Source organism: Rhizobium sp. CG4, from assembly GCF_023701965.1.
Lineage (GTDB): Bacteria > Pseudomonadota > Alphaproteobacteria > Rhizobiales > Rhizobiaceae > Agrobacterium.
On the sequence record NZ_JABAEG010000001.1, the window covers coordinates 900,795 to 926,746 of the forward strand.

At 54.4% G+C, this 25,952-nt stretch carries 26 protein-coding genes; 9 read left to right on the plus strand and 17 right to left on the minus strand.

What is annotated here, in order from left to right; all coding sequences use genetic code 11:
* Positions 1-18: 18 nt before the first annotated feature.
* Entirely contained in the window at positions 19-1,041 is a 1,023-nt protein-coding gene (locus HGO37_RS04275; protein ID WP_192488054.1) for a LacI family DNA-binding transcriptional regulator, read from the minus strand.
* 143 nt (positions 1,042-1,184) lie between these two features.
* On the minus strand, positions 1,185-1,679 hold the full coding sequence (locus HGO37_RS04280; RefSeq protein WP_250982250.1) for a MarR family winged helix-turn-helix transcriptional regulator: 495 nt from the start codon (positions 1,677-1,679) through the stop codon (positions 1,185-1,187).
* A gap of 81 nt (positions 1,680-1,760) precedes the next feature.
* Between HGO37_RS04280 and HGO37_RS04285 the strand changes: the two genes are divergently transcribed.
* The 3 genes from HGO37_RS04285 to HGO37_RS04295 all read left to right on the plus strand — a co-directional run bounded on the left by HGO37_RS04285 (position 1,761) and on the right by HGO37_RS04295 (position 4,984).
* The gene (locus tag HGO37_RS04285) at positions 1,761-2,558 is read left to right on the plus strand and encodes a creatininase family protein (RefSeq protein WP_250982251.1); all 798 of its coding nucleotides are present in this window, start codon (positions 1,761-1,763) and stop codon (positions 2,556-2,558) included.
* Positions 2,559-2,686: 128 nt separating this feature from the next.
* A complete protein-coding gene (locus tag HGO37_RS04290; RefSeq protein ID WP_250982252.1) occupies positions 2,687-3,799 on the plus strand; it encodes a CobW family GTP-binding protein in 1,113 nt (370 codons plus the stop codon).
* A 192-nt stretch (positions 3,800-3,991) separates the two neighbouring features.
* The gene (locus HGO37_RS04295) at positions 3,992-4,984 is read left to right on the plus strand and encodes a WD40 repeat domain-containing protein (protein WP_250982253.1); all 993 of its coding nucleotides are present in this window, start codon (positions 3,992-3,994) and stop codon (positions 4,982-4,984) included.
* 284 nt (positions 4,985-5,268) lie between these two features.
* Here HGO37_RS04295 and HGO37_RS04300 read toward each other — a convergent pair whose 3' ends face one another.
* The 5 genes from HGO37_RS04300 to odc2 all read right to left on the minus strand — a co-directional run bounded on the left by HGO37_RS04300 (position 5,269) and on the right by odc2 (position 9,857).
* Positions 5,269-5,916, minus strand: coding sequence for an outer membrane protein (locus HGO37_RS04300; protein ID WP_250982254.1), 648 nt, complete (start codon positions 5,914-5,916; stop codon positions 5,269-5,271).
* A 331-nt stretch (positions 5,917-6,247) separates the two neighbouring features.
* Positions 6,248-6,712 (minus strand): glyoxalase superfamily protein, encoded by a 465-nt coding sequence (locus HGO37_RS04305; protein ID WP_250982255.1) that lies wholly within the window; start codon positions 6,710-6,712, stop codon positions 6,248-6,250.
* 261 nt (positions 6,713-6,973) lie between these two features.
* Positions 6,974-7,660 carry an OmpW/AlkL family protein gene (locus HGO37_RS04310; RefSeq protein ID WP_250982256.1) on the minus strand — a complete coding sequence of 229 codons (687 nt, stop codon included), beginning with the start codon at positions 7,658-7,660 and terminating at the stop codon, positions 6,974-6,976.
* Positions 7,661-7,959: 299 nt separating this feature from the next.
* Positions 7,960-8,529, minus strand: coding sequence for a GNAT family N-acetyltransferase (locus HGO37_RS04315; RefSeq protein WP_192488046.1), 570 nt, complete (start codon positions 8,527-8,529; stop codon positions 7,960-7,962).
* A 194-nt stretch (positions 8,530-8,723) separates the two neighbouring features.
* Complete coding sequence (odc2, locus tag HGO37_RS04320) at positions 8,724-9,857, minus strand: ornithine/lysine decarboxylase (RefSeq protein ID WP_192488045.1); 1,134 nt, start codon at positions 9,855-9,857, stop codon at positions 8,724-8,726.
* A 539-nt stretch (positions 9,858-10,396) separates the two neighbouring features.
* Here odc2 and HGO37_RS04325 point away from each other — a divergent pair.
* From HGO37_RS04325 to HGO37_RS04335, 3 genes are all read left to right on the plus strand, one after another.
* Positions 10,397-11,290, plus strand: coding sequence for a LysR family transcriptional regulator (locus HGO37_RS04325; RefSeq protein WP_192488044.1), 894 nt, complete (start codon positions 10,397-10,399; stop codon positions 11,288-11,290).
* A 91-nt stretch (positions 11,291-11,381) separates the two neighbouring features.
* Positions 11,382-12,026, plus strand: coding sequence for a DUF1007 family protein (locus tag HGO37_RS04330; RefSeq protein ID WP_250982257.1), 645 nt, complete (start codon positions 11,382-11,384; stop codon positions 12,024-12,026).
* The gene (locus HGO37_RS04335) at positions 12,023-13,078 is read left to right on the plus strand and encodes a nickel/cobalt transporter (RefSeq protein ID WP_250982258.1); all 1,056 of its coding nucleotides are present in this window, start codon (positions 12,023-12,025) and stop codon (positions 13,076-13,078) included. Before HGO37_RS04330 ends, HGO37_RS04335 begins: the two co-directional genes overlap by 4 nt.
* 12 nt (positions 13,079-13,090) lie before the next feature.
* On the opposite strand, the gene HGO37_RS04340 is transcribed toward HGO37_RS04335, so the two are convergent.
* The 4 genes from HGO37_RS04340 to HGO37_RS04355 form a co-directional block, all read right to left on the minus strand.
* The gene (locus HGO37_RS04340) at positions 13,091-13,315 is read right to left on the minus strand and encodes an Asp23/Gls24 family envelope stress response protein (RefSeq protein WP_250982259.1); all 225 of its coding nucleotides are present in this window, start codon (positions 13,313-13,315) and stop codon (positions 13,091-13,093) included.
* Positions 13,312-13,995 carry a GNAT family N-acetyltransferase gene (locus HGO37_RS04345; protein ID WP_250982260.1) on the minus strand — a complete coding sequence of 228 codons (684 nt, stop codon included), beginning with the start codon at positions 13,993-13,995 and terminating at the stop codon, positions 13,312-13,314. The genes HGO37_RS04340 and HGO37_RS04345 overlap by 4 nt, the downstream gene beginning before the upstream one ends.
* Before the next feature lie 112 nt (positions 13,996-14,107).
* Positions 14,108-14,809 carry a tellurite resistance TerB family protein gene (locus HGO37_RS04350; RefSeq protein ID WP_192488039.1) on the minus strand — a complete coding sequence of 234 codons (702 nt, stop codon included), beginning with the start codon at positions 14,807-14,809 and terminating at the stop codon, positions 14,108-14,110.
* Between the two features lie 124 nt (positions 14,810-14,933).
* Entirely contained in the window at positions 14,934-15,572 is a 639-nt protein-coding gene (locus HGO37_RS04355) for a 2-dehydro-3-deoxy-phosphogluconate aldolase (RefSeq protein ID WP_250982261.1), read from the minus strand.
* Positions 15,573-15,726: 154 nt separating this feature from the next.
* Here HGO37_RS04355 and HGO37_RS04360 point away from each other — a divergent pair, with 154 nt between their 5' ends.
* The 3 genes from HGO37_RS04360 (at position 15,727) to trhO (ending at position 18,162) form a co-directional block, all read left to right on the plus strand.
* Complete coding sequence (locus HGO37_RS04360; protein WP_250982262.1) at positions 15,727-16,215, plus strand: CYTH domain-containing protein; 489 nt, start codon at positions 15,727-15,729, stop codon at positions 16,213-16,215.
* Complete coding sequence (locus HGO37_RS04365) at positions 16,199-17,110, plus strand: CHAD domain-containing protein (protein WP_250982263.1); 912 nt, start codon at positions 16,199-16,201, stop codon at positions 17,108-17,110. The genes HGO37_RS04360 and HGO37_RS04365 overlap by 17 nt, the downstream gene beginning before the upstream one ends.
* A 107-nt stretch (positions 17,111-17,217) precedes the next feature.
* Positions 17,218-18,162, plus strand: a complete 945-nt coding sequence (gene trhO, locus HGO37_RS04370; RefSeq protein WP_250982264.1) for an oxygen-dependent tRNA uridine(34) hydroxylase TrhO — start codon at positions 17,218-17,220, stop codon at positions 18,160-18,162.
* Between the two features lie 130 nt (positions 18,163-18,292).
* On the opposite strand, the gene HGO37_RS04375 is transcribed toward trhO, so the two are convergent.
* The 6 genes from HGO37_RS04375 to HGO37_RS04400 form a co-directional block, all read right to left on the minus strand.
* Positions 18,293-20,503 (minus strand): bifunctional diguanylate cyclase/phosphodiesterase, encoded by a 2,211-nt coding sequence (locus HGO37_RS04375; protein WP_250982265.1) that lies wholly within the window; start codon positions 20,501-20,503, stop codon positions 18,293-18,295.
* A gap of 193 nt (positions 20,504-20,696) precedes the next feature.
* Positions 20,697-21,476 carry a MetQ/NlpA family ABC transporter substrate-binding protein gene (locus HGO37_RS04380; RefSeq protein WP_250982266.1) on the minus strand — a complete coding sequence of 260 codons (780 nt, stop codon included), beginning with the start codon at positions 21,474-21,476 and terminating at the stop codon, positions 20,697-20,699.
* 33 nt (positions 21,477-21,509) lie between these two features.
* Complete coding sequence (locus tag HGO37_RS04385) at positions 21,510-22,178, minus strand: methionine ABC transporter permease (RefSeq protein ID WP_250982267.1); 669 nt, start codon at positions 22,176-22,178, stop codon at positions 21,510-21,512.
* Positions 22,168-23,268 carry a methionine ABC transporter ATP-binding protein gene (locus HGO37_RS04390; RefSeq protein ID WP_502941372.1) on the minus strand — a complete coding sequence of 367 codons (1,101 nt, stop codon included), beginning with the start codon at positions 23,266-23,268 and terminating at the stop codon, positions 22,168-22,170. Before HGO37_RS04390 ends, HGO37_RS04385 begins: the two co-directional genes overlap by 11 nt.
* Positions 23,269-23,612: 344 nt before the next feature.
* A complete protein-coding gene (locus tag HGO37_RS04395) occupies positions 23,613-24,245 on the minus strand; it encodes an NAD(P)H-dependent oxidoreductase (RefSeq protein ID WP_250982268.1) in 633 nt (210 codons plus the stop codon).
* Positions 24,246-24,372: 127 nt separating this feature from the next.
* Entirely contained in the window at positions 24,373-25,752 is a 1,380-nt protein-coding gene (locus tag HGO37_RS04400; RefSeq protein ID WP_250982269.1) for a GH1 family beta-glucosidase, read from the minus strand.
* Between the last annotated feature and the right edge of the window lie 200 nt (positions 25,753-25,952).

Consider the following 25,952-nt stretch of genomic DNA (forward strand, 5'->3'; position numbering starts at 1 on the left):
CCACGATGCCGATATCCGTTACTGTCTTGGGCGGACAGGGCCAGTTGATTGGCGAATACGCATTTCCGGCTTGATCAGATGGATACCATCCGGTTCGTGGCTGCCCTCAAGGCGGTCAAGCAGCGCACGCGCTGCCATACGGCCAACCTCGGCCTGACCGTTGGACACGGTGGTCAAAGCTGGCGTTGCAATTGCCGCTTCCTCAAGGTCGTCATATCCGGTCACCGAAATATCGACACCCGGCACAAAACCGGCGCGTGAAATACCGTTCATCAGACCGATAGCGACCAGATCGTTCCAGCACACCGCCGCTGTCGGCTTTTGTGGAAGGGACAGGAAGTGAACCGCCGCCTCAAAGCCGCCCTGTTTGGAGCGTGGGCCAGGAATACGCAGGTTCGGATCAACTTCGATATTCGCCTTGCGCAGCGCATTGACGTAACCCTGATAACGGTCACGACCGGTCGAGGTCTGGTCAGTACCGCCGACCATGGCGATGGTACGATGACCAAGACTGATCAGATGGTTGGTGGCCAGCGAGATGCCATAGCTGTCGTCACCGCGATAGGTCGGCATATCAACGCCGTCCATCGAGCGGGCAACCAGAATGGCCGGCATGCCGTTTTCTTCTGCCAGCTTCAGGTCTTCGGTCGGCGTGCCAATCGCAGGCGACATAATGATGCCATCACTGCCCAACTGCAGCAGCGTCTCGATGAAATTGCGTTGTTTTTCAACGGAATCATAGTGGTTCGACAGAATGAAAGTCTGGCGACTACGGTCGAGTTCACTCTCGATGGCCTTGAGGATTTCTCCGTAAAACGGGTTCATCACATCATGGAAAACCACGCCGACGATGCCGGATCTGGAGGTTCTGAGACTGGCGGCACGGCGGTTATAAATATAACCCAGCGTGCGGGCCTGTTCCTTGATTTTCTCGCGCGTATCGGCGGCAACCAGCGGGCTGTCGCGCAGTGCCAGAGAGATGGTTGCCGTTGATAAGCCGAGACTTTCCGCAATCGTCGAAAGTTTGATTTTTTGAGCCAAAGGCTCCCCTCCACATCGGGCTTGATCAGGCCCCACTATTCCCCATTTTAAATTATCTAAAGAATTTAAATAGATTTCGCAATCTGTTTAATCACGAAAATCTGATAAACCGGGAAATCCGCAATTTAGAGAATCAGGATGGCTTATTCTGCACTGCCATTGCTCTGCAGATTGGCATCAATCACCCGCAACAACTTGACCACAGTTTTGACTTCCTTGTTGGAAAGTCCGTCAATGGCGCGTGCCGCGCACACCGAAAGCGAGGCATTGATGTGCTCGACGCTGCGCAGACCGGCATCGGTCAACTTGACCCGGGTCATGCGGCCATCACCGTCATCTTCACTGCGCTCGACAAAGCCCTGCGCCTCCATACGTCCGATTGTGCGGGTCATGGTCGGAGCCTTTACCCCCAGCTTCTGGGCAATCTGGCCAGGGGTCATGCTGCCCTCATTGGCAAGCGCCAGCACAACGCCGTCCTGGCCAGCATAGAGGCCGCTGGTTGCAAGGCTGTGGCTAAGCGCTGTGCGCATGGACCGGGCGGCCTGGGCAATGGACTGCGCCAGAACTTCAGGGTTCAGCACCTCGTCCTTTTTCTTGCCGTCCTTGACCTTCTTTTCGCTCTTGTCTTTTTTGCCCATCGCCTTTGAACCTTTTACCGGATAGCGGATCGGATATAAGCTGTACGATATCCAATACAGAAAGCCGGATCGCACTGCCAGATGCCGAACACATACACGCACTTTTACGAAGATAATGTAACAGCATCAGGGGATAACCCGGCGAAGCGTATTATTGTGCTGCCTTTGGGAGCCCATGAGCAGCACGGCCCTCACCTGCCGTTTGAAACGGACACATTGATTGCGACTGGAATTGTCAGTCGTTTGCAACGGGCGCTTCCTCCATCCCTGCCCGTCAGCTTTCTGCCGGTAGAGCCGGTCGGGTATTCAATCGAACATATCGACGTGCAGGGCACAAGAACCCTGCGTTATGACAAAGCCGTGGAACGCTGGCTCGGCATTGCCGAAGAAGCAGCGTCTAGGGGCATCAAAAAGTTCGTGATGCTGAATGCGCATGGCGGCAATTCGCCGCTTATGACCATCGTCGCAACCGAAGCTCGTGTAAGGTTCGGCATGCTGGCCGTCGCCACAAGCTGGACTCGCTTTGGCGTGCCAACCGGTCTGATTACGCCGGAGGAAAAGGCCCTCGACATTCACGGTGGAGATATCGAAACGTCGGTAATGCTGGCGATGTATCCCGAGCTGGTTGACATGAAAAAGGCTGTCAATTTCTCCTCAAAGCAGCAAGATTTCGCCATAAATTACAAGCATTTACGCGCCTACGGCCCACATGCTTTCGGCTGGAAAATGAGTGATCTCAATACGCTTGGTGTGGCCGGAAATGCCAGTGCTGCAACAGCTGAAAAAGGAGAGGCACTGATAAACCATTCCGTCACCGGACTGGTTGAATTGCTGGAAGACATCAATTCCTTTGATATGGCGCAGCTTGCTGACGGGTAACAACCGGCCAACAGCATGGATCAAAAAAACTGAAGGCAGATTCTCTTTGAACTGCCCGCACACGCAGCCTATATGAACAGCAGATTTTATTTGGCGTTCCGACGCTTCTTTCTTATTCGAGGTTTCCCATGACCGAAACAGCCCCAATCAAGCCAATTCCCGTGACCGTTCTGACCGGCTATCTCGGTGCTGGTAAAACGACACTGCTCAACCGCATTCTCTCAGAGAACCACGGCAAGAAATATGCAGTTATCGTCAACGAGTTCGGTGAAATCGGCATCGACAACGATCTGATCGTTGAGTCCGATGAAGAAATCTACGAAATGAACAATGGCTGCGTCTGCTGCACCGTTCGTGGCGACCTTATTCGCGTTGTCGAAGGACTGATGCGCCGTCCCGGCCGCTTTGATGGCATCATCGTCGAAACCACAGGTCTCGCAGACCCTGTTCCTGTTGCCCAGACCTTCTTCATGGATGACGATGTTCGCGCCAAGACCGAACTCGACGCCGTTGTTGCGCTGGTTGATGCCAAGCACCTGCCTCTGCGCCTGAAAGATAGCCGCGAAGCTGAAGACCAGATCGCCTTTGCCGACGTTGTCGTCATCAACAAGACTGACCTCGTCAGCCCGGAAGAGCTGGCCCGCATCGATGATGTCGTGCATGCCATCAACCCATCCGCACGCGTTTACAAGACCACCCGCTCTGGCGTTGATCTTGCCCGCGTTCTTGATCAGGGTGCATTCAACCTTGAGCGCGCTTTGGAAAACGATCCGCATTTCCTTGAGCACGGCCATGAAGACCATGTCTGCGGCCCGGATTGCGGCCATGACCATCATGATCATGGACATCATCATCACGACCATGATGGCCACGATCATCACCACCACGATCACGGTCATGACCACCATCACCATCATGGCGATGTCTCGGCCATTCACGATGTCACGGTAAAGTCTGTCTCGCTGCGCGGCGGTGAAATGAACCCCGACCGCTTCTTCCCATGGATCCAGAAGGTTACCCAGACGGACGGTCCGAATATCCTGCGCCTCAAGGGCATCATCGCATTCAAGGGCGATGCCGAACGTTACGTCGTTCAGGGCGTTCACATGATCATCGAAGGTGATCACCAGCGTCCATGGAAAGACGGTGAAAAGCGTGAATCCCGCCTCGTTTTCATCGGCCGCGATCTTGATCGTGAAAAGCTGGAAAAGAGCTTCCACGCCTGCGAAGCAACGGCGTGATGCATGACATGTGCTTGAAGACCCGTTTTCAGGCACGTCAGCGTAACCTCCATACGTCCTCGGGCTTGACCTGGGGCGCCAGTCTCGAAATGTTGTCGATGGTCGGGCCAAACCCGACCATTACCATGATAGGGTAGCGTGAAAACGTCCCTGCAGGACCCAGAATACCAAACACAGAAAGACCGTTATTCAATGCCCACCGTTGCTCCATTTGATCTGGAAGGCCATGTCGTTTCCACGCATTTCCTTGGCGATATTCCTTTTTTCGCCACAGCGGCCGGCACAATTCACCGGCTTGATGGCGGTGAAAAAGTAACCGAAGCCCATCAGGGCCTGTTGACCTGCATTCGCGATCCTTACAGCGCCACACTGTTGACCGGCGGTGAAGATGGCAAGGTTCTGCGCGTGCTGCATGATGGCTCGTTCAATGAACTGGCCAATGTGCCGCGCAAGTGGATTTCAGTCGTCGCTGGCGGTCCACAGAACAGCATCGCCTACGGTGTTGGAAAATCCACCTTCGTGCGCCTCGGTGATGGCAGCGTGAAGGAATTTACCGAAACCCGCACCGTCGAAGGCGTGGCCTTTGCGCCCAAGGGCATGCGCATTGCCGTTGCCCGTTACAATGGCGTTTCCCTGCATTGGGTTGGCATGGCTGGCGAGCCTGTCGATCTGGAGTGGAAGGGTGCGCATACCGGCGTCACCTTCTCGCAGGACGGCAAGTTCCTCGTCACCACCATGCAGGAAAATGCGCTGCATGGCTGGAAGATGGAAGCAACAAAGGGTGGTATGGAAGCGCGCCACATGCGCATGACCGGTTATCCCGCCAAGGTCAAATCGCTGTCCTGGTCCGCCAAGGGCAAGTGGCTGGCGTCGTCAGGTGCACCTGCTGCCATTGTCTGGCCCTTTGCTGGCAAGGATGGCCCAATGGGCAAAGCCCCGCAGGAACTGGGCACACGCGCCAATATCATGGCGACCTGCGTCAGCTTCCACCCGGCGGAAGATGTACTGGCCATTGGCTTTATCGACGGCATGGTGCTGGGTGTCAGACTTGCCGACGGCAAGGAAGCACTGCTGCGCCGTCCCGGCAAAGGTGCCATCACCTCGATGTCATGGAGCAGCACCGGCAAGCTGCTGGCTTTTGCCTCGGAAGCCGGAGACTGTGGTGTGATCGATATTTCCGGCTGACAGTCAGCGGCATAAAAAGACCAAACGAAAAAAGGGGACCTTGCGGTCCCCTTTGAGTTTTCGGTGCATTTTGTTGCTCTTATGAAGGTATGCCATCAAGAGCATCACCGTTGATGCAGTTCCAATGGTAGCCGCGAATGCCTATTATGCAAGCATATGCTAATGTTATAATAAAAAGTTAAGATTAACGTTTACAATTTTAACGAATACCGGAAGCCTAATAACGAAAATGCCCGGCCTCAACGAAGAGACCGGGCATCTTGGAAATCGATAATTAAAGCGTCTTAGAACTTGTAGCCAACGCCGACGTTGACGACGTGTTCTCTGACTTTGAGGCTGTAGCTGTCAGCACCATCGGTGTAGGTGTTCTTGCCGAAGTCATTGTAACGATATTCAGCACGGGCAAAGATATTATCGGTTACGGCGTAGTCAACACCAGCACCGATTGTCCAGCCGTGGAATGTGTCGCTGTCGCTGTAGCCAGGAACAGAAATCTTACCGTTAGTGGCAGCATAACCACCTGCAGCGTAAACCAGCGCCTTGTCCATGGCATAACCAACGCGTGCACGTACAGAACCATTCAGGCCAGCTTCGATCTTTGCGCCGCCAAATGTCTTGTCAGCCCAGTTGTAAGCGAGCTCACCTTCAGCACCGAGAATGATCGAAGGTGCGATTTCGGCGTTGTAGCCAGCAAAACCACCGAAGCGTGCGCCGTTAAATGTAGTGGAACCAGCAAAGGTGTCGTCTTCCAGCTTTACCTTGTCCCAAGCGTAACCACCGGTCACACCGCCGTAGAAACCAGCCCACGAAAATGCAGGTGCAGCGTAGTCGGCGACAGGTGCGGCAGGCACCTCGTTCACAGCGTCAGCAGCATGGGCAACGCCCGACAAAGCAGATGCAGCAACTGCGGCGAGGATAAGATTTTTCAACATTAGTACATTCCTTGATATGATCGGCCCTGGCTACAACCTCCTCCTATGGTTGTCTATAACAAATATGTCACACTCGAAAATCCCCAGATGACTTTCGCGTTTAGGTTTATAAACGGTTACAAGAAGGGGACTTTATTCACACCTGAGTAGCGTTTGTCGCGTCACCGTTTAACAAACGCGGGCATGCAGGTGCTCGGGGAGCCCTACGACCTTGCAATAAATTGCACCAAAATGCCCGAATGCGAATCAGATTACAAAACAAAGTATTAAGGCAGGCGTTTACAGGTTAACTAACCACGCCTGCCCCGAGTTTCCTGAGCTTTTAATCTGGCTACCAGACCAGTTCCACCTGCGGCCGGCCATTCGATGTCTTCTCGGTCGTCCGGCCAGTGCCGTCAACGTTGCAATGCACGCGTTGCCTGAAAGCAGAGAAGCTCTCAAACGTCACGACATCGACAGGTTGATCAAAATGCAACGTTAACCTGTACCGCTCCGGACTGCCGCCAAGCGACTGCACGCCCAAAACCTCGGCCTCAAAAGCCTGTCCGAGATAGAAGCCACGCACCTGCGATCCCAACAAATAGGGATTGAATGGCGGACGGTTGCCGACGCGCGCATGTAGGGTATTCCAGTCACGAAATCCCATTTGTGCGGCAATCAGTTCCAGTGATTTTGAATGAGACATCTCCTGCCCCTCGGCCTGCAGCCGTGCGCGAAGACGTTTTGCCTGATCTTTCAAACTCTCAAGCGATGGCAGCGCCTGAGACACATGTAATTGTGAAGCCGTATGAGCCACGACAGTTCTCCAATAAAAGCATGCTGTTCAGAAGGGGTCCGCGTTGCCATCGGATTGCATGCATAAATGCGGAAAACCGTGGTTCGACTAAGAGAGACTTCACCATGGCATATGCCTGCGGACGGCCGGTGCTCTCACCCGTGCCGCCCTTATACGAGATAAGGCCCGTCTTCGTCAAACGGGCCTCGCTAAAAGCTGCATCAAATGGAACTGCTGCGGTTATGACTATGCAATAAACCGCTCCGCTTGGGAGCTAGGGCCTTAGAAGCGGTAAGTGATACCGGCACCAATCAGCCAAGGATCAATCTTTGCCTTGCCGCTGACAGGACCAAGCACATCATGTGTGGCAGTCCATTTGGTGTCGAGGAAGATCTTCTTCACGTCGAAGTTCACACCCCAGTTTTTGTTGATCATGTAGTCGGCGCCAACCTGCAGCGCGTAACCAAAATCGTTCTTAACATCGAGATTGGAGAAACCGGGCTTTTCAGACTGGTTGTAGAACAGCGAGTAGTTCACACCGGCACCGACGTAAGGCTTGAAGTTGCCGAAATTGGTGAAGTGGTACTGCAGTGTCAGTGTGGGTGGCAGCAGCCAGGATTTACCAACCGCTACGCCATCTAGACCGCCGGTGCCATCGATCTTGGCATAGGTCGTGCCAAGAATGAGTTCTGCAGCGATATTGTCGGTGAAGAAATAGCTGATGTCGAGTTCCGGAATAACCGTATCGGAATAGGAGAGACCAGCGCCGGGCAGTTGATCAACAGAACCGCTGTCATGTGTGATAACGCCAACGCCACGAACACGGATCATCCACGGGCTTGCGGCCTCAATGGCTTCTTCAACGGTTGGCGCAGGCGCTGGTGGCGCGAGATCTGCAGCCATTGCGTTTGCACCGATCAATGCTACGCCAGCCATCAACATGACCCGCATTGCGTTCTTCGTGTTCATTTCATCTCTCCTTGTACCAATTGAGCACCGAAACCTGCTTTGCTCCATCAGCGGCAGGTTTGGCACGACAACATCGCCTGCGGTTTTGGAATAGGTTTTCCTGTCAGCAGGGTTGTTGGGAGAGACTATGAGACCCGAAATCACCACGGTGGTTTGAGCCAGATCAAACACACAGGTTTAACACTGCGTTTTGAAACGCGGAAAAGCGGGTCGCGACAAAAATGTCACACAAATAATAGTTGCCCGATATGACAATGGCCCCGAACGGGGCCATCGCACGGAATTTCAGGGAATCAAATTCAGTAGGAGAGCTTGCGGCCGCTGGCCACCAGCATGCCGGCGGCGCCATCCAGCCAACCGTCTTTCAACTCCAGCGCCAGAAAACGGTGACGCTCAAATGGACCTGGCATCACCAGATGCTGTGTTTTGGCTGCAAAGAAACCGAAACGTTCGTAATAGGGTGCATCGCCGACCAGCAGAACCGCACCATGGCCACGGTTGGCCGCTTCGGAAATCGCCGCACGCATCAAAGCTGCGCCAATACCCTTGCCTTCATGCAAGGAATCAACCGCAAGCGGGCCCAGCAGAAGCGCAGGTAGCGGACGACCTTCCGGCGTAACACCAGCTTCAACATTCCACAGGCGCACAGTGCCGATGACGTGACCATCATTGTCACGGGCAACAAGTGCCAAACCATCGGCCGGAATGCGGCCCTTGCGCAGCTTCTCGGAAGACTTGCGGCGACGGCCCGGGCCCATGGCACGGTCAAGCAGGTTTTCGCGCGCGACAACATCGCCCGGATTTTCAGCTTCGATATGGAATGTCTGCGGCGTGAAAAACGCCCGGACTGAATTGAGAACAGCGGCCATCACGGCCTCCCGTTACATAACCGCGCACAAGCGGCCCCAAAACAATATTGTGAATAAGCCGTCCCGGCCCCTCGTCCGCTCATCCTCACTGGAGGAGGTGCAGCAAGCAGGGGTTGCGCAAAGCGTGGCGCGAGGCCGGAACGGAAAGATCCGGGTTAATTGGCCGGAGCACTGACAGCCCGGCCAAAAAACACTCAGATCACATAGGCTTTGAGTGGCTCGAAACCGTTGAACGCCACCGCCGAATACGTGGTGGTGTATGCACCGGTACCTTCGATCAGAACTTCATCGCCGATCGTCAGGGAGACGGGCAGCGGATACATGTTCTTTTCGTACAGCACGTCGGCGCTGTCGCAGGTTGGGCCAGCCAGAACGCAAGGCTGCATTTCGTCCTGGTCACGCTCGGTGCGGATCGGGTAACGAATTGCTTCGTCCATGGTTTCAGCCAGACCACCGAACTTGCCGATGTCGAGGTACACCCAACGATGGTTGTCATTGTCGGACTTGCGCGAAACCAGCACGACTTCTGCCTTGATGACACCGGCGTTGCCGACCATGCCACGACCTGGCTCGATGATCGTCTGGGGGATCTGGTTGCCGAAGTGCGTACGAAGCGCAGCGTCGATTGCCTGACCGTAAGCTTCTGCCGATGGAATGTCGCGCAGATACTTGGTCGGGAAACCACCGCCCATGTTGACCATCTTCAGGTGGATGCCCTGCTTGGCAAGCGAGGAGAAAACCCGCTTTGCATCGGAAAGAGCAGCGTCCCATGCGTCAAGGTTCAACATCTGCGAACCGACGTGGAAGGACACACCGTGGGATTCAAGGCCAAGCTGGTGTGCGTAAACCAGAACATCAACAGCCATCTGCGGTACGCAGCCGAACTTGCGAGAAAGCGGCCATTCGGCGCCTTCACCGTCAGTCAGGACGCGGCAAAACACACGCGACCCAGGGGCTGCACGGGCAATCTTTTCAACTTCTTCATGGCTGTCCACCGCAAACAGGCCAACGCCCAGTTCGAAAGCGCGGGAAATGTCCCGCTCCTTCTTGATGGTGTTGCCGTAAGAAATACGGTCAGCAGTCGCACCAGCGTCAAGCGCCATCTGGATTTCGGCAACCGAAGCGCAGTCGAAGTTCGAGCCGAGGGAGGCGAGCAGCGACAGGATTTCAGGAGCCGGGTTTGCCTTCACGGCATAATAGATCGAGCTGTTCGGCAGCGCGTGCTCGAAAGCGTGATAGTTATCGCGCACGACCTCGAGGTCAACCACGAGGCATGGGCCTTCAGGACGGCGGGTCTTGATGAAGTCAAGGATGCGTGCAGTCGTCATCGTTATAATCCCTGTATAATCCGGCTCCGGAAATTCCGGAGGACAAAGAACGCTCGAGATATGCTTACCGATCAGCCGGTGGAGGCGCAGATCAGTTGCATACGCTCAAGGCGCAAATATGGACAAAACCCTGCCACGGGAATTATCCGGCTTTGTCTGCCATAGATTGGAGGGATTGGACCCAACCGCACTTCCGGCAATGATGGTGTGCCTCTTTAGTACCCCGGCTGATGGAAAGCCGGCAGAGAACCAGAAAGGCCCGCACCGTCGTTGCTTCAGATGTCCTCGCATTTTCCGGTTGGCCGGAATAGCGACTGGAGGGGTTAGTTCCAGGTACCTTACCGAACTCCTCACCACATCGAGGGACGGCGGACACCCATGGGCACGTGCGACTTTGGGCAAAACGGGAAATAAGAATATTCGCCGTCATAATCAAGAGGATTTTTTCATCGAATTGAGGTTTTTTTCACCATGTATTTTTCCATTGAACAGCGGCGCCTGAACGTTCAATTATATGGAACAAACAGGAGAGAGCAGCCATGGATACCCTCACCCGCATCCGCGCATTTATTGACGTTGTCGAAGCGGAAGGTTTCTCGGCTGCAGCCCGTAAAACCGGGCGCTCCAAGGCCTTGCTGTCCAAATATGTACGCGAGCTGGAAGACGATCTCGGCGCCCTGTTGCTGAACCGGACGACACGGCAGTTTTCGCTGACCGAAGCGGGCCATACCTATTACCGCACCGCCTCTGATATTCTGAAAGAAATCGACAACCTCGCCGACCTGGTGCGCGAGAACAATGCCGACCTGAAAGGCAAGTTGCGCATCTCGGTCCCACGCACCTTCATCGACGCTGAAATCGGTCAGAGCCTGATCGACTTCGCCAAGGAAAATCCGGAGCTTCAATTGGAGATCCTGGCAGAAGACCGTTTCGTTGACCTGATCGAGGAAGGTTTTGACCTTGCGGTGCGCATTACCAAGCTGGAAGATTCCGGCCTCATTGCCCGCAAGCTCTCCGATTTTCGCGTCTACGCCGTCGCCACAGCCGATTTTGTCGCCCAGTATGGCCCGCTGAATGAGCCGCAAGACATGTCCCGCGTGCCGTTCATTGTCGATACCAACTCACGCTTCCACAACAATATCCGGTATTTCGAACCAAATGGCGCCAATGCCTCGGTGGCTGTCAGCGGCCCGATTGAGGTCAACTCGCCACAGGCCACGTTGCGTGCGGCGCGAGCGGGACTGGGTGTCGCCATGGTACCGGACTTTATTGCCAAGCCCTATATCCAGTCCGGTGAACTGGTAACCCTGTTCGATGACTACATCGCCAGAGACCGAGGCATCTATGCGGTTTACCCTCATCGCCGTTATCTGCCCGCCAAAGTGCGCAGCTTTGTCGACTTCCTGTCGAACTGGTTTCGCAAGAACGGATAGGTCGCCGATAAATTGATCGTGAGCTGAGTCGAAATTCGGTCCCATTTTCCGCTAAAACTGGCTGACAGATTCGCGAAGGGCACATGGGTTGATGAAAAAGACAAGAACTGCAATTGCGGCTGGGCTGTTGCTCGCCCCTGCCCCAGCCTTTGCCCATCCGCATATCTTTGCAGAAGCACGTCTTGAGGTCATTGCCGGTTCAGACGGCAACATCAGCGAACTGCGCAACATCTGGCGTTTTGACGAAATGTTTTCTGCCAGTGTGATGCTGGATTTCGACAAGAATAGCGATCTGAAGCTCGATAAGGATGAGTTGGCCGAAGTGGGCAAGGTGGTACATGAATCGCTTGCCGACTTCGACTATTATACCTTCGTGACCGAAGACGGGAAAAAGACCGACCTTGCCAAACCGGACGCTATCCATGTCGATTACGACAACGGCCAGATCCTGATGTTCTTTTCACTCAAGCCCGCCAAGCCGATGCCAATGAAAGGCAAGATGAGTTTCGGTGTGTGGGATCCGACCATGTATACCGCGATCGATTTCGCAAATGATACGGATCTGGCCACCAAGGGAGACGGTTTTAACGCCTGTAAACGTGCCGTCATCCGCCCGGACGCCGATGAGGTTCTAGCGCAGAACCAGTCTACCTTGACCGACGCGTTTTTTAACGACCCAACCGGAACAGACATGTCGAAACTGTTTTCGACAAGGCTGGAGGTAACCTGCCCATGACAAGCAGATTGAACCGTATGGTGCCGCTTCTTTTGATCAGTGGCGTCTTTCTGGCAACGGCTGCCCATGCGCAATCTCCGCTTGGCATTGGCTCTGCGGAGCCATCCTTTTCCGTATCAGGTCCATTCGGTTCATTTTTCGCCTGGATCAACATGCACCAGCAAAGCTTCTATCGCGCACTGACCGGTGCGTTGAAGGCGATGCGCGAAGATCCTTGGGCCCTGACCTCGCTGATCGGCCTTTCTTTCGCCTATGGTGTGTTCCATGCCGCCGGTCCCGGCCACGGCAAGGCAGTCATCTCCTCCTACATGATTGCCAATGAGACGGAGCTGCGGCGCGGTGTGCTCATCTCGTTCATTTCGGCGGTGCTCCAGGGGATCGTCGCCATTCTGCTGGTTGGTGCGGCCTATCTGGTCCTACGCGGCACGTCGATCACCATGACCAAGGCCACACAAGCCATGGAGATTGCCAGCTTTGCGATGATCGCCCTGTTTGGCGCATGGCTGCTGGTGCGCAAATTGCGCAGCATTATGGTGCGTGAACCGGCCGCTGCCCCTGTTGTGGTTGAAAATGCTAGCGCAAGCGCCCTTGGAACCAAGGGCATGGGAACCGGCCTTAAATTTAAGGGACAGCAGGTTTTCCCTGATCATCAGCACAGTGGCGCCGGCAATGTTTGCTCGACATGCGGTCACGCCCACGCGCCGGATCCATCCATGTTGCGGTCTCGTGATTTCAGCCTGCATGAGGCATGGTCTGCCATCATTGCCGTTGGCCTGCGCCCCTGTTCAGGCGCGATCATCGTCATGAGCTTTTCGCTGTTGAACAGCCTCTATCTCGGCGGTGTCCTGTCTGTATTGGCAATGTCGATCGGCACGGCGATCACCGTATCCATCCTCGCCACACTAGCCGTCATGGCCAAAGACGTGGCTGTTCGTTACGCAGGTTCCGGCACCACGAAAGCCATGCGCGTCGCCACCGTCATTGAAATTGCCGGTGCGCTGTTTGTGTTGTTGATGGGCCTCGCCTTGCTCGGTGCTTCCCTGCAGTCGTGATGCGCCACGCAGTCAGGTGTCAGACTGGTCCTTGCGACGCTGGTACCGCCCGCGCAGCCAGAACAGAAGAAAGAATGACAGCACTGCCACCGCGCCAAATGCCGCAGCCAGCCACGGCGAATAATCTGCCAGCCACAGCATGATGTTTGGCATCACAAAAAACAGCAGGGCAACGCCAACAAAAATCACGGCAGCAGCAAAAACAGGCGAACGCCCTTTTGGATCAGCACTGGTCATGCCGCCATCCCCGCACGAATATCTTCCAGTTTCCGTTTCTGTGAGCCGTCAGCATCGAAATTGTCAGGATCGAGCCATGCCTCAAAGGCATCACGGATTACAGGCCATTCGCTGTCGATGATCGAAAACCATGCGGTATCGCGGTTCGCACCCTTTGACACCATGTGCTGACGGAACACACCTTCGAAAGTAAAGCCGTAACGTCTCGCCGTGACCTTGCTCGGCTCGTTTTCATTATGGCATTTCCACTCGTAGCGGCGATAACCAAGATCCTCGAACACATGTTTGGCCATCAGATAATGAACTTCGGTGGAAAGCGGTGAGCGCTTCATCGCAGCACCATGCGCCACGGAACCAACCTCGATCACGCCATTGGCAGGATCTGGCCGCATATAGCTTGCCATACCAACAACGGTACCGCCGGCATTTTCGGTAAATACCAAAGTGACCCAGCCGAGTTTCTGCTGCGCGCCTTCGATCCAGTCACCAAACGCATCAGCATTTGGGAAGGCTTGCTGCGGGAAATATTTCAAAAGGGCGTTGGTTTCCAGACCGCCAAGGGCATCCCAGAGTTTCTGCAGATGTGATGCGCGGTCAAATGGCTGCGCGGTGACATACCGCCCGTTAAGCGTCACCGGTTTTGGATCCGGACATCCCTTGAAATCAGCAAGATCGCGCATTCTTTTCCTCACCATTTTGTTGAGAAAAGATGTAGGCCAGTCATTGCTCAAAAACAACAGCATATCGGGCAGTGGGGTTGCCACCTAACGCGCAACCCCACCGGAATCTTTATCAGGCCTTAGCGGCTGAAACCGTGGCTTCGATGTGATCTACCAACGCATCCGGCAAACCAAGACGGCCAGCAAGCAGGTCAAGATAACCGCGTTCTGCGCGTGTATCTGGATCGATCGTCAGGCGGGATGCCGTATAAAGCTCAACCTTCTGCTCTTCGGTCTTGGCAGCGGCCACAAGCGCATCGAGATCGAGCGGTTCAGCCAACTCTTTTTCAATGAAGCGTTCAGCTTCCGTATCGAGACCGGAAATCTGTACCTTTTCCATGATACGCACGCGTTCACCGGCATCAATGTGACCGTCAGCCTTGGCAGCAGCAATCATCGCCTGCACCAGCGTCAAGGCAAAGTCATTGGACAGTGTTGCCGCCTGCGGGTGGAAGGGCGAATCTGCCGGTGGTGGCAGAAGTTCGGTTGTCGGCTCAGGCTGCGGTGCGTTCTGCGGCGCCTGCCCGGATTTGTAGTTCTGATATGCGAGATAACCAAGACCGGCAATGGCAGCGATACCGCCCACGGTTGCCGCGTTGCCCGCCAGCTTGCGGCCGGTCTTTGTGCCAAGAATAGCTGCGGCAAGTGCGCCGGTTTTCAGCGGGTTGTTCTTGGCGATATCGGCAGCCTGACCTGCTCTGTCCCGAACAGTCCCTGAAAGTCCCGGTACCTGGGAACCAAGGAATTGTTCAAGAAGCTTCTTGGCGTCGAACATCAAAATCTCCTGTATCGATCAAACTCGAAACAGGAGATAGGAACGGCAACCATCAAATACAAATTATAAAAGCCAGCGTGACGGGGACCACGCTGGCTCTCGAAATTTTGTGTTGGAGACTGACTTAAGCAGAAAGTGCTGCTGCTTCTGCTGCCAGCTTGGTAATGCCTGCCCAGTCACCCGTTGCCACCAGCTCACGCGGCGCAACCCATGAACCGCCAACGCAGACGACATTTGGCAATGACAGATAGTCATTGGCGTTCTTCAGCGAAATGCTGCCGGTTGGGCAGAAGAAGGTGCCCGCCAACGGCGAAGACAGTGCCTTGAGGTAAGGTGCGCCACCAGCCTGCTCGGCCGGGAAGAACTTCAAGACCTTGTAACCTTCATCGCGCAGCGCCATGACTTCGCTGGCGGTTGCAGCACCTGGCAGCAACGGAACCTTGGAATTTTTGGCAGCATCCAGAACGCTTCTGTTAACGCCTGGGCTGACGATAAAAGTCGAACCAGCTTCAACAGCCGCGTCGAAATCCCGAGCATTGAGAATGGTGCCGGCGCCGACATGCGCGCCTTCAACTTCTGCGGCAACTGCGCGCACGGCTTCAAGCGCCGCAGGTGTGCGCATGGTGATTTCGATGGCCTTCAAACCACCGGCAACCAGTGCACGGGCCAGCGGGACGGCAGAGGCAACGCTGTCAACAATCAGAACAGGCACAACCGGCTGAAGTTTCAGGATGGAAAGAAGTTTTTCAGAGTCCTGCGCCATTACGGTGCCTCCCAGATATGAAACGATTGAATTACAGGTGATGAATTATCGCGTCGTGATTGTCCTGTCGAGACTAAAGCAAATATTTCAGGCAAATTGCTTTTTCCAAACGAAACCATGAGATAGTGTGCCACAAAATTGGACATGGGCTTGCATGGCAAAAGAAATAGAACGCAAATTTCTCGTTTCGGGCGATGGATGGAAAACCGACGTGTCCTCCAGCATGACCTTCCGTCAAGGATATGTCGTTTCAACAGAAAACCGCTCAGTCCGCGTGCGCATCGTCAACGATGAAGACGCCACACTGACGATCAAGATTGGCGCCAGCAGTCTTGTACGAGACGAATATGAATATTCGATAGCGCTTGGCGATGCGCAAGAGATGATCGGCACCGCCATTGGCAATGTCATCCAGAAAACCCGCCACCTTGTCGAGCACAACAACTTCACCTGGGAAGTTGATGTCTTCGAAGGTGTGTATGGCGGTCTGGTCGTTGCCGAAGTGGAACTGACATCGGTCGACGACAGTCCCGACCTGCCAACATGGCTGGGCCGTGAAGTGACCGGCGACAAACGGTATTCAAACCAATATCTGGCCACGGAAAACCTGCTCGGGGAACTGCCGGATGTCGTATCGTCTTGATCCTGCAAAACCATTTGCGGAAGAGGTGCGCAAACTAGGAAATGCGCTTCTGGCAGACGCCATTGCCATTTTGTCTGATACGACTGGCGATCGCCACGAAGCCATTCATGAGGCACGCAAGAAGTTCAAGCGTCTGCGTGGCCTCTACCGGCTGATCAGGCCGCTGGCGCCTGGTTTTTTCAAAACCGAAAATGCCCGCTTGCGTGACGTAGCCCGCTCGCTTTCCGGTGCACGCGATGCCGCCGCTCTGGTCGAAAACATCAATTACCTTCACCAGCACGCTCGTTCCGCCGCAGAAGCCGAAGCACTTGATATAGCACGCACCGCACTGACGCAAAGACGTGATCGCATTTACAGCGAAGAAGGTGATCTCTCCGGTGTCATCAACGCTGCCATAGCCGAGTGCGAAAAAGCGCTGATCGCCGTGCAGGGCCTGTCCTTGCCTGATAGCAGGCGTAGCGTCGCCAAAGGCATTGCCAGCGCGTGGCTGACAAATGGCAAAAAGGCCGCCCTTGCGCAGCAAGAATGCCGCAAGGGAGAGAAAGCGGAAGCTTTCCACGACTTGCGTAAATGTTGCCAGACCTACCGCATGTATCTCGCCTTGCTGCGAAAAATCTGGCCCTCAGCAATGCTGGCAAAGGAAAAGAACGCCTCAGCTCTCGCTGAACTGCTGGGTCACCAGAATGACCTTTCGGTGCTAGCCGCCTGTGCAGATCGCGAACCCGATATTTTCGGCAATGGCGATACACTGGCCCGGTTGCTGGACGCCATCATCAACCAGCAGCAGAAGCTGGAACAAACATCTCTCGAGCTGTCTGAGCTCGTTTTCCGCGATCGCCCAGACGCCGAAAGCAAGACCATCAAATCACTCTGGAAACGGGCATGCGCTGCATGAGAATGCCTGTACGCCAAGGGATTTGACAAAATTCAAAATCACCTGAACCCTGTAAAAATCGTAGAATCCGCATTGCGTAGCGTGCCGTCTGGCTGTATTTCAGCGCCATGACCGACACAACAATTCTTCCGCGCCCGGAAGCCACTGGCGAATTTCTCGTGGCTGCCCTTTATCATTTCGCAAGCTTTCCGCAGTTTGAAAGCTTCCGCGAAACGCTGTTCCGCGCCTGCCAGGAAAATGGCATCAAGGGCACGCTGCTGCTGGCCCATGAAGGTATCAACGGCACGATTGCCGGGACGGACGAAGGAATTGCCAAAATTCTGGCTTTCATCCGCTCGCAACCGGAATTTTCCGCGCTGGAACACAAGGAAAGCCGCGCTTCCAAAATGCCGTTCGTGCGCATGAAGGTGAAGCTGAAAAAAGAAATTGTCACCATGGGTGTGCCGGATATCGATCCGAAGAAGATTGTTGGCACCTATGTCGACCCGAAGGACTGGAACGCGCTGATCTCGGATCCTGAGACGATCCTGATCGATACGCGTAATGATTATGAAACGGCAATCGGCATCTTCAAGGATGCTGTCGATCCGAACACCAAGACATTTCGCGAGTTTCCAGACTGGGTGAAAAACAATCCCGGCCTGCACAACAAGCCGAAAATCGCCATGTATTGCACAGGCGGTATTCGCTGTGAGAAGGCCACTGCCTTCATGAAAGAGCAGGGTTTTGAAGAGGTTTACCACCTCAAGGGCGGCATTCTCAAATATCTGGAAGAAATCCCGCAGGAAGAAAGCCTCTGGGAAGGCGCATGTTTCGTGTTCGATGAGCGCGTTTCGGTGACCCACGGACTGGCCGAAGGCAACCACCAGCTTTGCCACGCCTGCCGCAATCCAATTACCCCAGACGTTCGCCTGTCCCCTATGTTCGAGGAAGGCGTATCTTGCCCGGGTTGTTATGAGGAACGCACGGAAGAAGACCGTCAGCGTTTTCGTGACCGTCAGCAGCAGATCATGTTGGCCAAGAAACGCGGTCAAAAACACATCGGCAGTTAAGCCGATCTAATCTAAGCCAACACGGCCTATATCAAAATGCTCGGGCATACTGATTTGAACGTCAGTGTGCCCTTATCTTTTGGAATTTGATTGTCCCGGAAACAGGTAGGCTGAATACACGCAAAGCCGTTCAGCCAAATGCCCTTTGCTCATCACGGGGCAAGGTTTCCTTCTGGCGTTCCAGCAGCAAAGTCACCTCTTCCGGCGAAACCGGCTTTGAGAACAGATATCCCTGCAATTCGTCGCAACCGCATAATTGCAGAATGGATGCCTGCTCGACGCTTTCCACGCCTTCAGCCGTGACAGGAATTTCCAGCGAGCGCGCCAACGCTACGGTCGCTTCCAGCATGTCAAGCGAACGGCCACCATTCTCCAGAGCCGCCACCAGAGAGCGATCAATCTTCATTCTATTAAAACCGAAACGGCGCAGATATCCGACACTGGCAAAACCTGCGCCAAAATCATCCAGCGCAATCTGAACACCAAGAGCCTTCAGCTTCTCGATGACAAAGCTGGCACGTTCAGGATGCTGGATGAAATAGCCTTCTGTCATCTCCAAGCGTAGCCGCTCCGGCTCCATCTGGGTTTGACGCAACACATCATGCACAGATGTTGAGAAGGACGGATTTCTGAACTGAACCGGAGAGATATTTACCGACAGTTTGATCTCTGGCCAGCGTCGGGCGGTCATGCAGGCTTTGCGCAACACGATTAGACCCAACTGGTCGATAAGACCGCTGGTTTCCGCGACCGGGATAAACACCTCTGGAGACACAGGACCGTGCCCATCACGGTTCCAGCGCACCAGGGCCTCAACCCCCGTGATGCGGCGGCTTTTTGCACTGACGACAGGCTGGAAAACAACCGTCAATTCGTCTTTTTCAATCGCACGACGCAAATCCGCTTCCAGCATGTTGCGGTCTTCACGTTCGGTGTCCAACTGCTCATGATAGGAAACCCAGCGACCGCGGCCATTTTCTTTGGCTTCATACATCGCCATATCGGCGCGTCTCAGCAATTCCTCGCCGTCAACCTCGCCGCGCTCGGAGGTCGCAACGCCAATGCTACAGCCGATCGTTGCGACGCGCTCACCAATCACGAATGGTTCGGAAAACAGCAACAGACAGGCCTCACAGAGATCAAGGCACTGCTGCTTAGAATAGGGCCCGTTGATGGCAACAGCAAATTCATCGCCGCCCAGACGCGCAAGAACCGCGTCCTGCGGCACCAGCATCTTCAGGCCGGCAGCAACGCCCTTGATCAGACGGTCACCCGTTCCGTGTCCGTAGGAATCGTTGACTTCCTTGAAACCATCCAGATCGAGATAGAGAAGGTTGACGTCATCGGACCCCAGGCGGGCCTTGGCAACCATCTGCTCAAGACGCTGGAAAAGTCCGGCGCGGTTGTAAAGGCCGCTGAGACGATCCCGCAGCGCCTCTTCCTTGGCCTGCGCCTCATCAGTCTTGATACGGCCAATAATTTTTGAGCCGACAAAAAACAGCGTCAGGAAAAACAGGCCGGCAATTACCACAGCCAGAAGAACAGTCGGGCGCACCTCACGGAAGCTGACATCACCGGGTGCTCGCGAACGCCAGGTCAATTTGCCAAGCACCTCACCTTGCGGGCTGAAGATGTTCACAAAATAGCGAGCGTCAAAGTTGGCTTTACGTAATTGCAGACCATCGACAACATAGGTTTTCGACAGGCGCTTGATCTTGGCAGTGTCCAGATGACGGGCGAACACCAGATAACGACGTGTCTCACCAGCGGGAACGTCAAGTGCCATCTTGGGGCGGATGAGTGCTGCGCCGATAACGGTAATGCCGCGGTCCGATTGGACAAAGCCGGTCGCCTCTGGGTTCTGGCCGAAAGGTATCTGCCGCACAGTCTTGAGCAGCTCTGTCAGACCGGTCGGGAACAGTTCCTGCGGAGAACGCAGAACCGGCTGCCCGAACTGATAAAACATCTGAACACGGTTATTTTCGTCGATCACCAGCGCCGTATCAAACAACTCGCTGTTGACAGTCATATCGCCGTAGTTGCTGACAACCCAGTCGTGGCCATTGGCAGCATAAACAAACTGGGCAGCATCATCCCAGGCAGCATAGTCGTTTAGCGTTGCACCCAACTGCGCCTGAAACGTCTCCAACGCACCGGTAATGGTTTCGCGTGAACGTTCCTCATCCAGCTTGTTGGTGTTCTGGGCAACGTCGTTCAGAGCGGACAAAACGAGCATCGTGACGACTGTTACAATAACGGCCAAAGCAGCAAGGAGAGCAGTGACGATGCGACGCCACTCTCTTTGCGATGTATTCACGACGTCTCGCGGTTTGGTCCGCATGCAATTCCCTTCGAGAAAACAACACTTTCCGGGGAAATTGTTCAAAAGATATTAAATCTGCGACCGGCTACCCCCTTAAAAAGCACAGGTATGAAACTGTAGTCGGCTAAGGGGAGTTTTTCGGACAATAAAAAGCCTCCCTCGCTTTTGCGAGGAAGGCCCATAAACTCTAGGGTATTTCGCGGTAAAATGCTTACCAGGAAGGGATAACCGTGCCCTTGAATTCTTCGGTGATGTAAGCCTTCACTTCCGGGCTCTGGTAGGATTGAACCAGAGTTTTTACCCATGGCTGGTCCTTGTCGACAGTGCGCACAACGATGATGTTGGCGTAAGGCGACTTTTCGCTTTCAATGGCGATAGCATCGGTCTTCGGATTAAGGCCACCCTGCGAAGCGTAGTTGGTGTTGATGACCGAAGCATCGGTATCATCAAGCGCGCGTGGCAACTGGGCAGCATCCAATTCTGCAAACTGCAGGTTCTTAGGGTTTTCGATAACGTCAGCAGGCGTTACTTTGAGACCAGCTTCTTCCTTGACCTTGATCAGGCCCTTGGAGGCCAGAACCAGCAGAGCGCGGCCGCCATTGGTCGGGTCGTTCGGAATGCCAATTGTCGCGCCGTCCTTCAGTTCGTCCAGGCTCTTTACCTTCTTGGAGTAAACGCCCATTGGAGTGGTGATGGTTGTGCCAACGCTGACGAGGTCGAACTTGCGGTCGGCAACCTGGTTGTCGAGATATGGCTGGTGCTGGAAGGAGTTGGCGTTCAGTTCGCCATCGTTCAGCGCCTGGTTCGGAACAACATAATCAGAGAATTCGAGAATTTCGAGGTCGAGATCCTTCTTGGCAGCCACTTCCTTTACCACTTCCATGATCTTGGCATGTTCGCCCGGCGTTACACCGATCTTGATGGTTTCAGCCAGCGCGCTGCCGGTGGAAAACAGGGCAGCGAGGGAAGCTGCGATAATCAGTTTTTTCATGTCAGTCTCCTTGGGGTAGATTGTTATTGCTTGTTAGTTTTTACGATTACGCTTGTCGAAATGGCGGGCAAGCCTGTCGCCCGCACTTTGAACCAGCTGCACCAGAACGATCAGCACTGCGACAACGGCAAGCATCACTTCCGGCATAAAACGTTGATATCCATAGCGAATGCCAAGGTCACCAAGACCACCGCCACCGACAGCACCGACCATGGCCGAGTAACCGATCAGGCTGACCAGGGTTAGGGTAAGCGCCAGCGTAATGCCGGACTTGGCTTCGGCCAGCAAAACCTTGGTAACGATCTGCACCGGTGTGGCACCCATGGCGCGCGCCGCTTCCACCAGACCCTTGTCGACTTCGCGGATCGCCGCTTCCACCAAACGGGCAACAAATGGAATGGTCGCAACCGTGAGCGGAACGATGGCTGCCGAAGTACCAATGGAGGTACCGGCAACAAGGCGGGTAAATGGAATGATGGCCACCACCAGAATGATGAACGGCGTAGAGCGGGCGGCATTGACGATCAAACCAACGATACGGTTGGTGATCGGCGCTTCAAAAAGCTCGCCTTTGCCGCTGGTCGCCAGGAAGATGCCGATCGGCAGGCCCACAAGCGACCCGACCAGGCCCGATATCGCCACCATGTGCAATGTCTGTAAAAGTCCCTTCCACAGAAGGATAAAGAGCATATCAGGCGACATAGCCGAGCACCTCCGTGGCAAGTCCGGTTTCCGCATAAAGGCGGTCAGCGCGGGAAATTGTTTCAGGTGTTGCGGGATAGGAAACCACCAGCGAACCAAATGGTTCGCCTGCAATTTCCTCGATCGTGCCAGCCAGAATATTCACATCTGCACCGATTTCGCTGACCAGTCTTGCCGTCAGCGGCTGGAAGGCTGTCGCACCGAAGAAGATCAATCGCACCAGAACGCGGTCACCACTGTCCGGTTGCGGTTTCAAAACGCCGCTGATCCATTCAGGCAGCTTGGCACCGATCGAAGATGACAGCAGGCTGCGGGTGGTTTCATGCTTGGCAGACGTGAACACATCAAAGGTGCGACCACTTTCGACAATCAGACCCTTGTCGATAACGGCAACCTGCGACGCGATTGTTTTCACCACTTCCATTTCATGGGTGATGAGAAGCACCGTAAGGTTCAGTTCCGAATTGATCTTCTGGAGAAGTTCAAGAATGGACTGGGTGGTTTCAGGATCGAGCGCCGAAGTCGCTTCATCTGATAGCAAAAGCTTTGGCTCGGTTGCCAGAGCGCGGGCAATACCGACGCGCTGCTTTTGACCGCCGGACAGTTCCGCCGGATATCGGTTGGCCTTGTCGCCAAGTCCGACAAGTTCAAGCAGAGGCTGAACCTTCTTTTTGACGTCCTGGCGGTTGACACCGGCAATCTCCAGCGGCAGGGCCACGTTGTCGTAAGCGGTGCGCGAAGCCAGCAGGTTGAAATGCTGGAAGATCATGCCGATCGAGCGGCGCAATTGGCGCAGACCCTGTTCATCCAGCCTGCCAACATCAACGCCATCGACCAGAACGCGACCGGATGTCAGCGTCTCCAGGCCGTTCACGAGCCGGATCAGTGTGGATTTACCAGCGCCTGAGCGCCCGATGATGCCGGTAATGGAGCCGCGTGGAACAGAAAGGTCCACACCGCCGAGCGCCGTAAACGCCGCTTCGCCGTTTTGGCCGCCAAAACGTTTGGTGACATTTTCAAACACAACCATGGCATCAGCATGTGCTGGTGGTTGCTGAGCGGTGCCGCCCGCTGTCAATTGGAAACTCATGGATAACTCTACGGATAATGTCTGTTGTGCGTATCTCTTTAAATCAATTCCGGCTGAAATAAAGGATTCTGCGGTTTTTGGTGTCTATCCTGCCTTTTTCACAGCACCAACGATGCTCGCAAGATAAGTCACCCGTGCATTCAGTGCGTGTCGTTACGCAATCACGAAGCACATTCGGTTACAGCACATAGTCCGTGTCATTTTATTCTGCTTTCACACCAAAGTCGTTATCGACTTTCTTAGGTGCCCCAAACATGCCTGTATGCGACACCTTTTGACAGGGAAAATTTTTCAACTAAGAGGCAGTTTCAGGAAAATTTTCCGCAGTTTTGGCCGTAAAGTGATTACTTTACCGAAGAAATGAACTGATCGTTCGGGCGACGGACCTTTTTGAGGTTCACCAGCCAATCACCATCTTCCTTGCGGTAGCCAAGTGGCAGAATGGTAACCGAGCGCAGGCCCTTCTCACGCAGGCCCAAAATCTCATCCAGCTTGTCCGGATCGAAACCTTCCATTGGTGTCGAGTCCACGCCTTCAAACGCAGCCTGAGCAAGCGCCATGCCGAACCCGATATAGGCCTGACGTGCAGCGTGTTCGAAGTTCACCTGAGCATCGCGCGGAGGATACATGTTCAGGAGCATCTGGCGATAGTTCTCCCAACCTTCGTTCTTGATGCCGCGCTCTTCATTGACGAGATCGAACATGCCGTTGATGCGCTCAGCGGTGTAGTTATCCCACGCTGCAAAAACGAGAAGGTGCGAACCATCGGTAATCTGAGCCTGGTTCCAGGCGATTTCCTGGATCTTCGCACGCACTTCCGGATTGGTAACGACGATAATTTCAAACGGCTGCAAGCCGCTTGATGTCGGAGCAAGACGGGCAGCCTCCAAAATACGGGCAACCTTATCTTCCGTTACCGGCTTGGAAGGGTCCATCTTTTTGGTGGCATAACGCCAGTTCAGTTTTTCAATAAGCAAAGCAGTCTCCTTGGGAGGATCACCGACGCTGCTATCAGGCAAGCGTGCAGGTTTCGTTTTGAAACCCGCTACACATAGGATGCCTGCCTGCAACTGCAAGCAGGCACCTCAAGGTAACCACCGAAAACTACAAGGCTGCCTTTTTGTGATTGCCCTTCGGAAATTCGGCCGCCAGCGACGAGTACCATTTGCCGCTTTTTTTGACGGTCCGGACCTGAGTGTCATAATCGACATGCACAAGGCCAAAGCGCATGCGATAACCCTGTGCCCATTCAAAATTGTCCATCAAGCTCCAGGCAAAATAACCGCGCATCGGATAACCATCCTTGATCAGATCGGCAACCACCGACAGGTGGTCAGCGTAATAATCAAGGCGCGGCTGGTCATCGACCTCACCATTTTCAACACCCATATTGTAGCAGGCACCGTTCTCGGTGATGTAACAATCGGGCAATTCATAACGGCGATAAAGCTCCTCTACCAACGAATGCAGGGCCGGAGAATAGACCTCCCAACCGATATCGGTCGTCACATCGTTGACGAAAGGTGCTTCAACTGTGGCTGGGAATTCGGCTGATGGATCAGGATCAGCGGCAACCCGCATTGGTGTGTAATAATTCAATCCCCACCAATCGAGTTTCTGGTTGATGATGGTGAGATCGCCCTCTTCGACAACCGGCATGCGGTCACCCAGCGCCTCAACGAAATCCGAGGGATATTCACCCTTGAATACCGGGCCAAAAAACACACCATTATGGAACTGGAATGCCCGCTCGGCTGCCGCCTTGTCCGCCGCACTGTCGGAAGCAGCAATGACCGAATGTGCGTTCAGTACCAAACCGACCGGCACGTTGGGCGCAACATCCCGGCAGGTCTGTACGCCAAGACCGTGGGCAAGATTGGTATAATGCATCGCCGCCAGTGCGGCGTCCATGTTGCGCTCACCCGGCGCGTGAATGCCGTAGAGATGGCTAAGCCATACCGAGCACCATGGCTCGTTAAAGGTGGCAACAGCGTCCAGCCGGTCGCCCAAGCGTTCCATAACCGTGCGGGCGTAGCGCTGGAAGGCATAGGCGGTGGAACGCGCCGTCCAGCCGCCATCACCCATCAGGGTCAACGGCAGATCCCAGTGGTAAAGTGTGGCATAGGTTTTGATGCCCCTCGCCTTGCAGCCGTCAACCAGACGGTCATAAAAATCCAGCCCTCTTTCATTGACCGGACCGGTGCCATCAGGAATGATACGTGGCCATGCAATAGAGAAACGGTATGCCTCGACACCCATATTTTTTATGAGATCGAGATCGGCATCCAGACGGTTGTAATGATCGCAGGCAACGTCACCATTATGGCGACCATAAACGTGGCCCGGCATGTTGCAAAAAGCATCCCAAATCGAAGGTTTGCGACCATCTGCCTTGGATGCTCCTTCAATCTGGAAGGATGCCGTCGCGACACCAAACAGAAAATCACCGGGAAAGCGTGTTGCAAGCACCTTGGGATCGATCATTCCGTCTCCTCCTGAATAATGTGGCCCGTTAAGTATCGGGTTTTGGTCCTGCCCTGGACAGGTGTTTGCAAGGTATAAAGGCAAATCATCGCCTACTGCAACGTTTCAGTTAAATCATACAAAACTTTTACGACAGGGATTTGGTGCAAATGCAGCGAGTTAGCAACAAAAAAGGCGGGGCTTGATCCCCGCCTTTCATC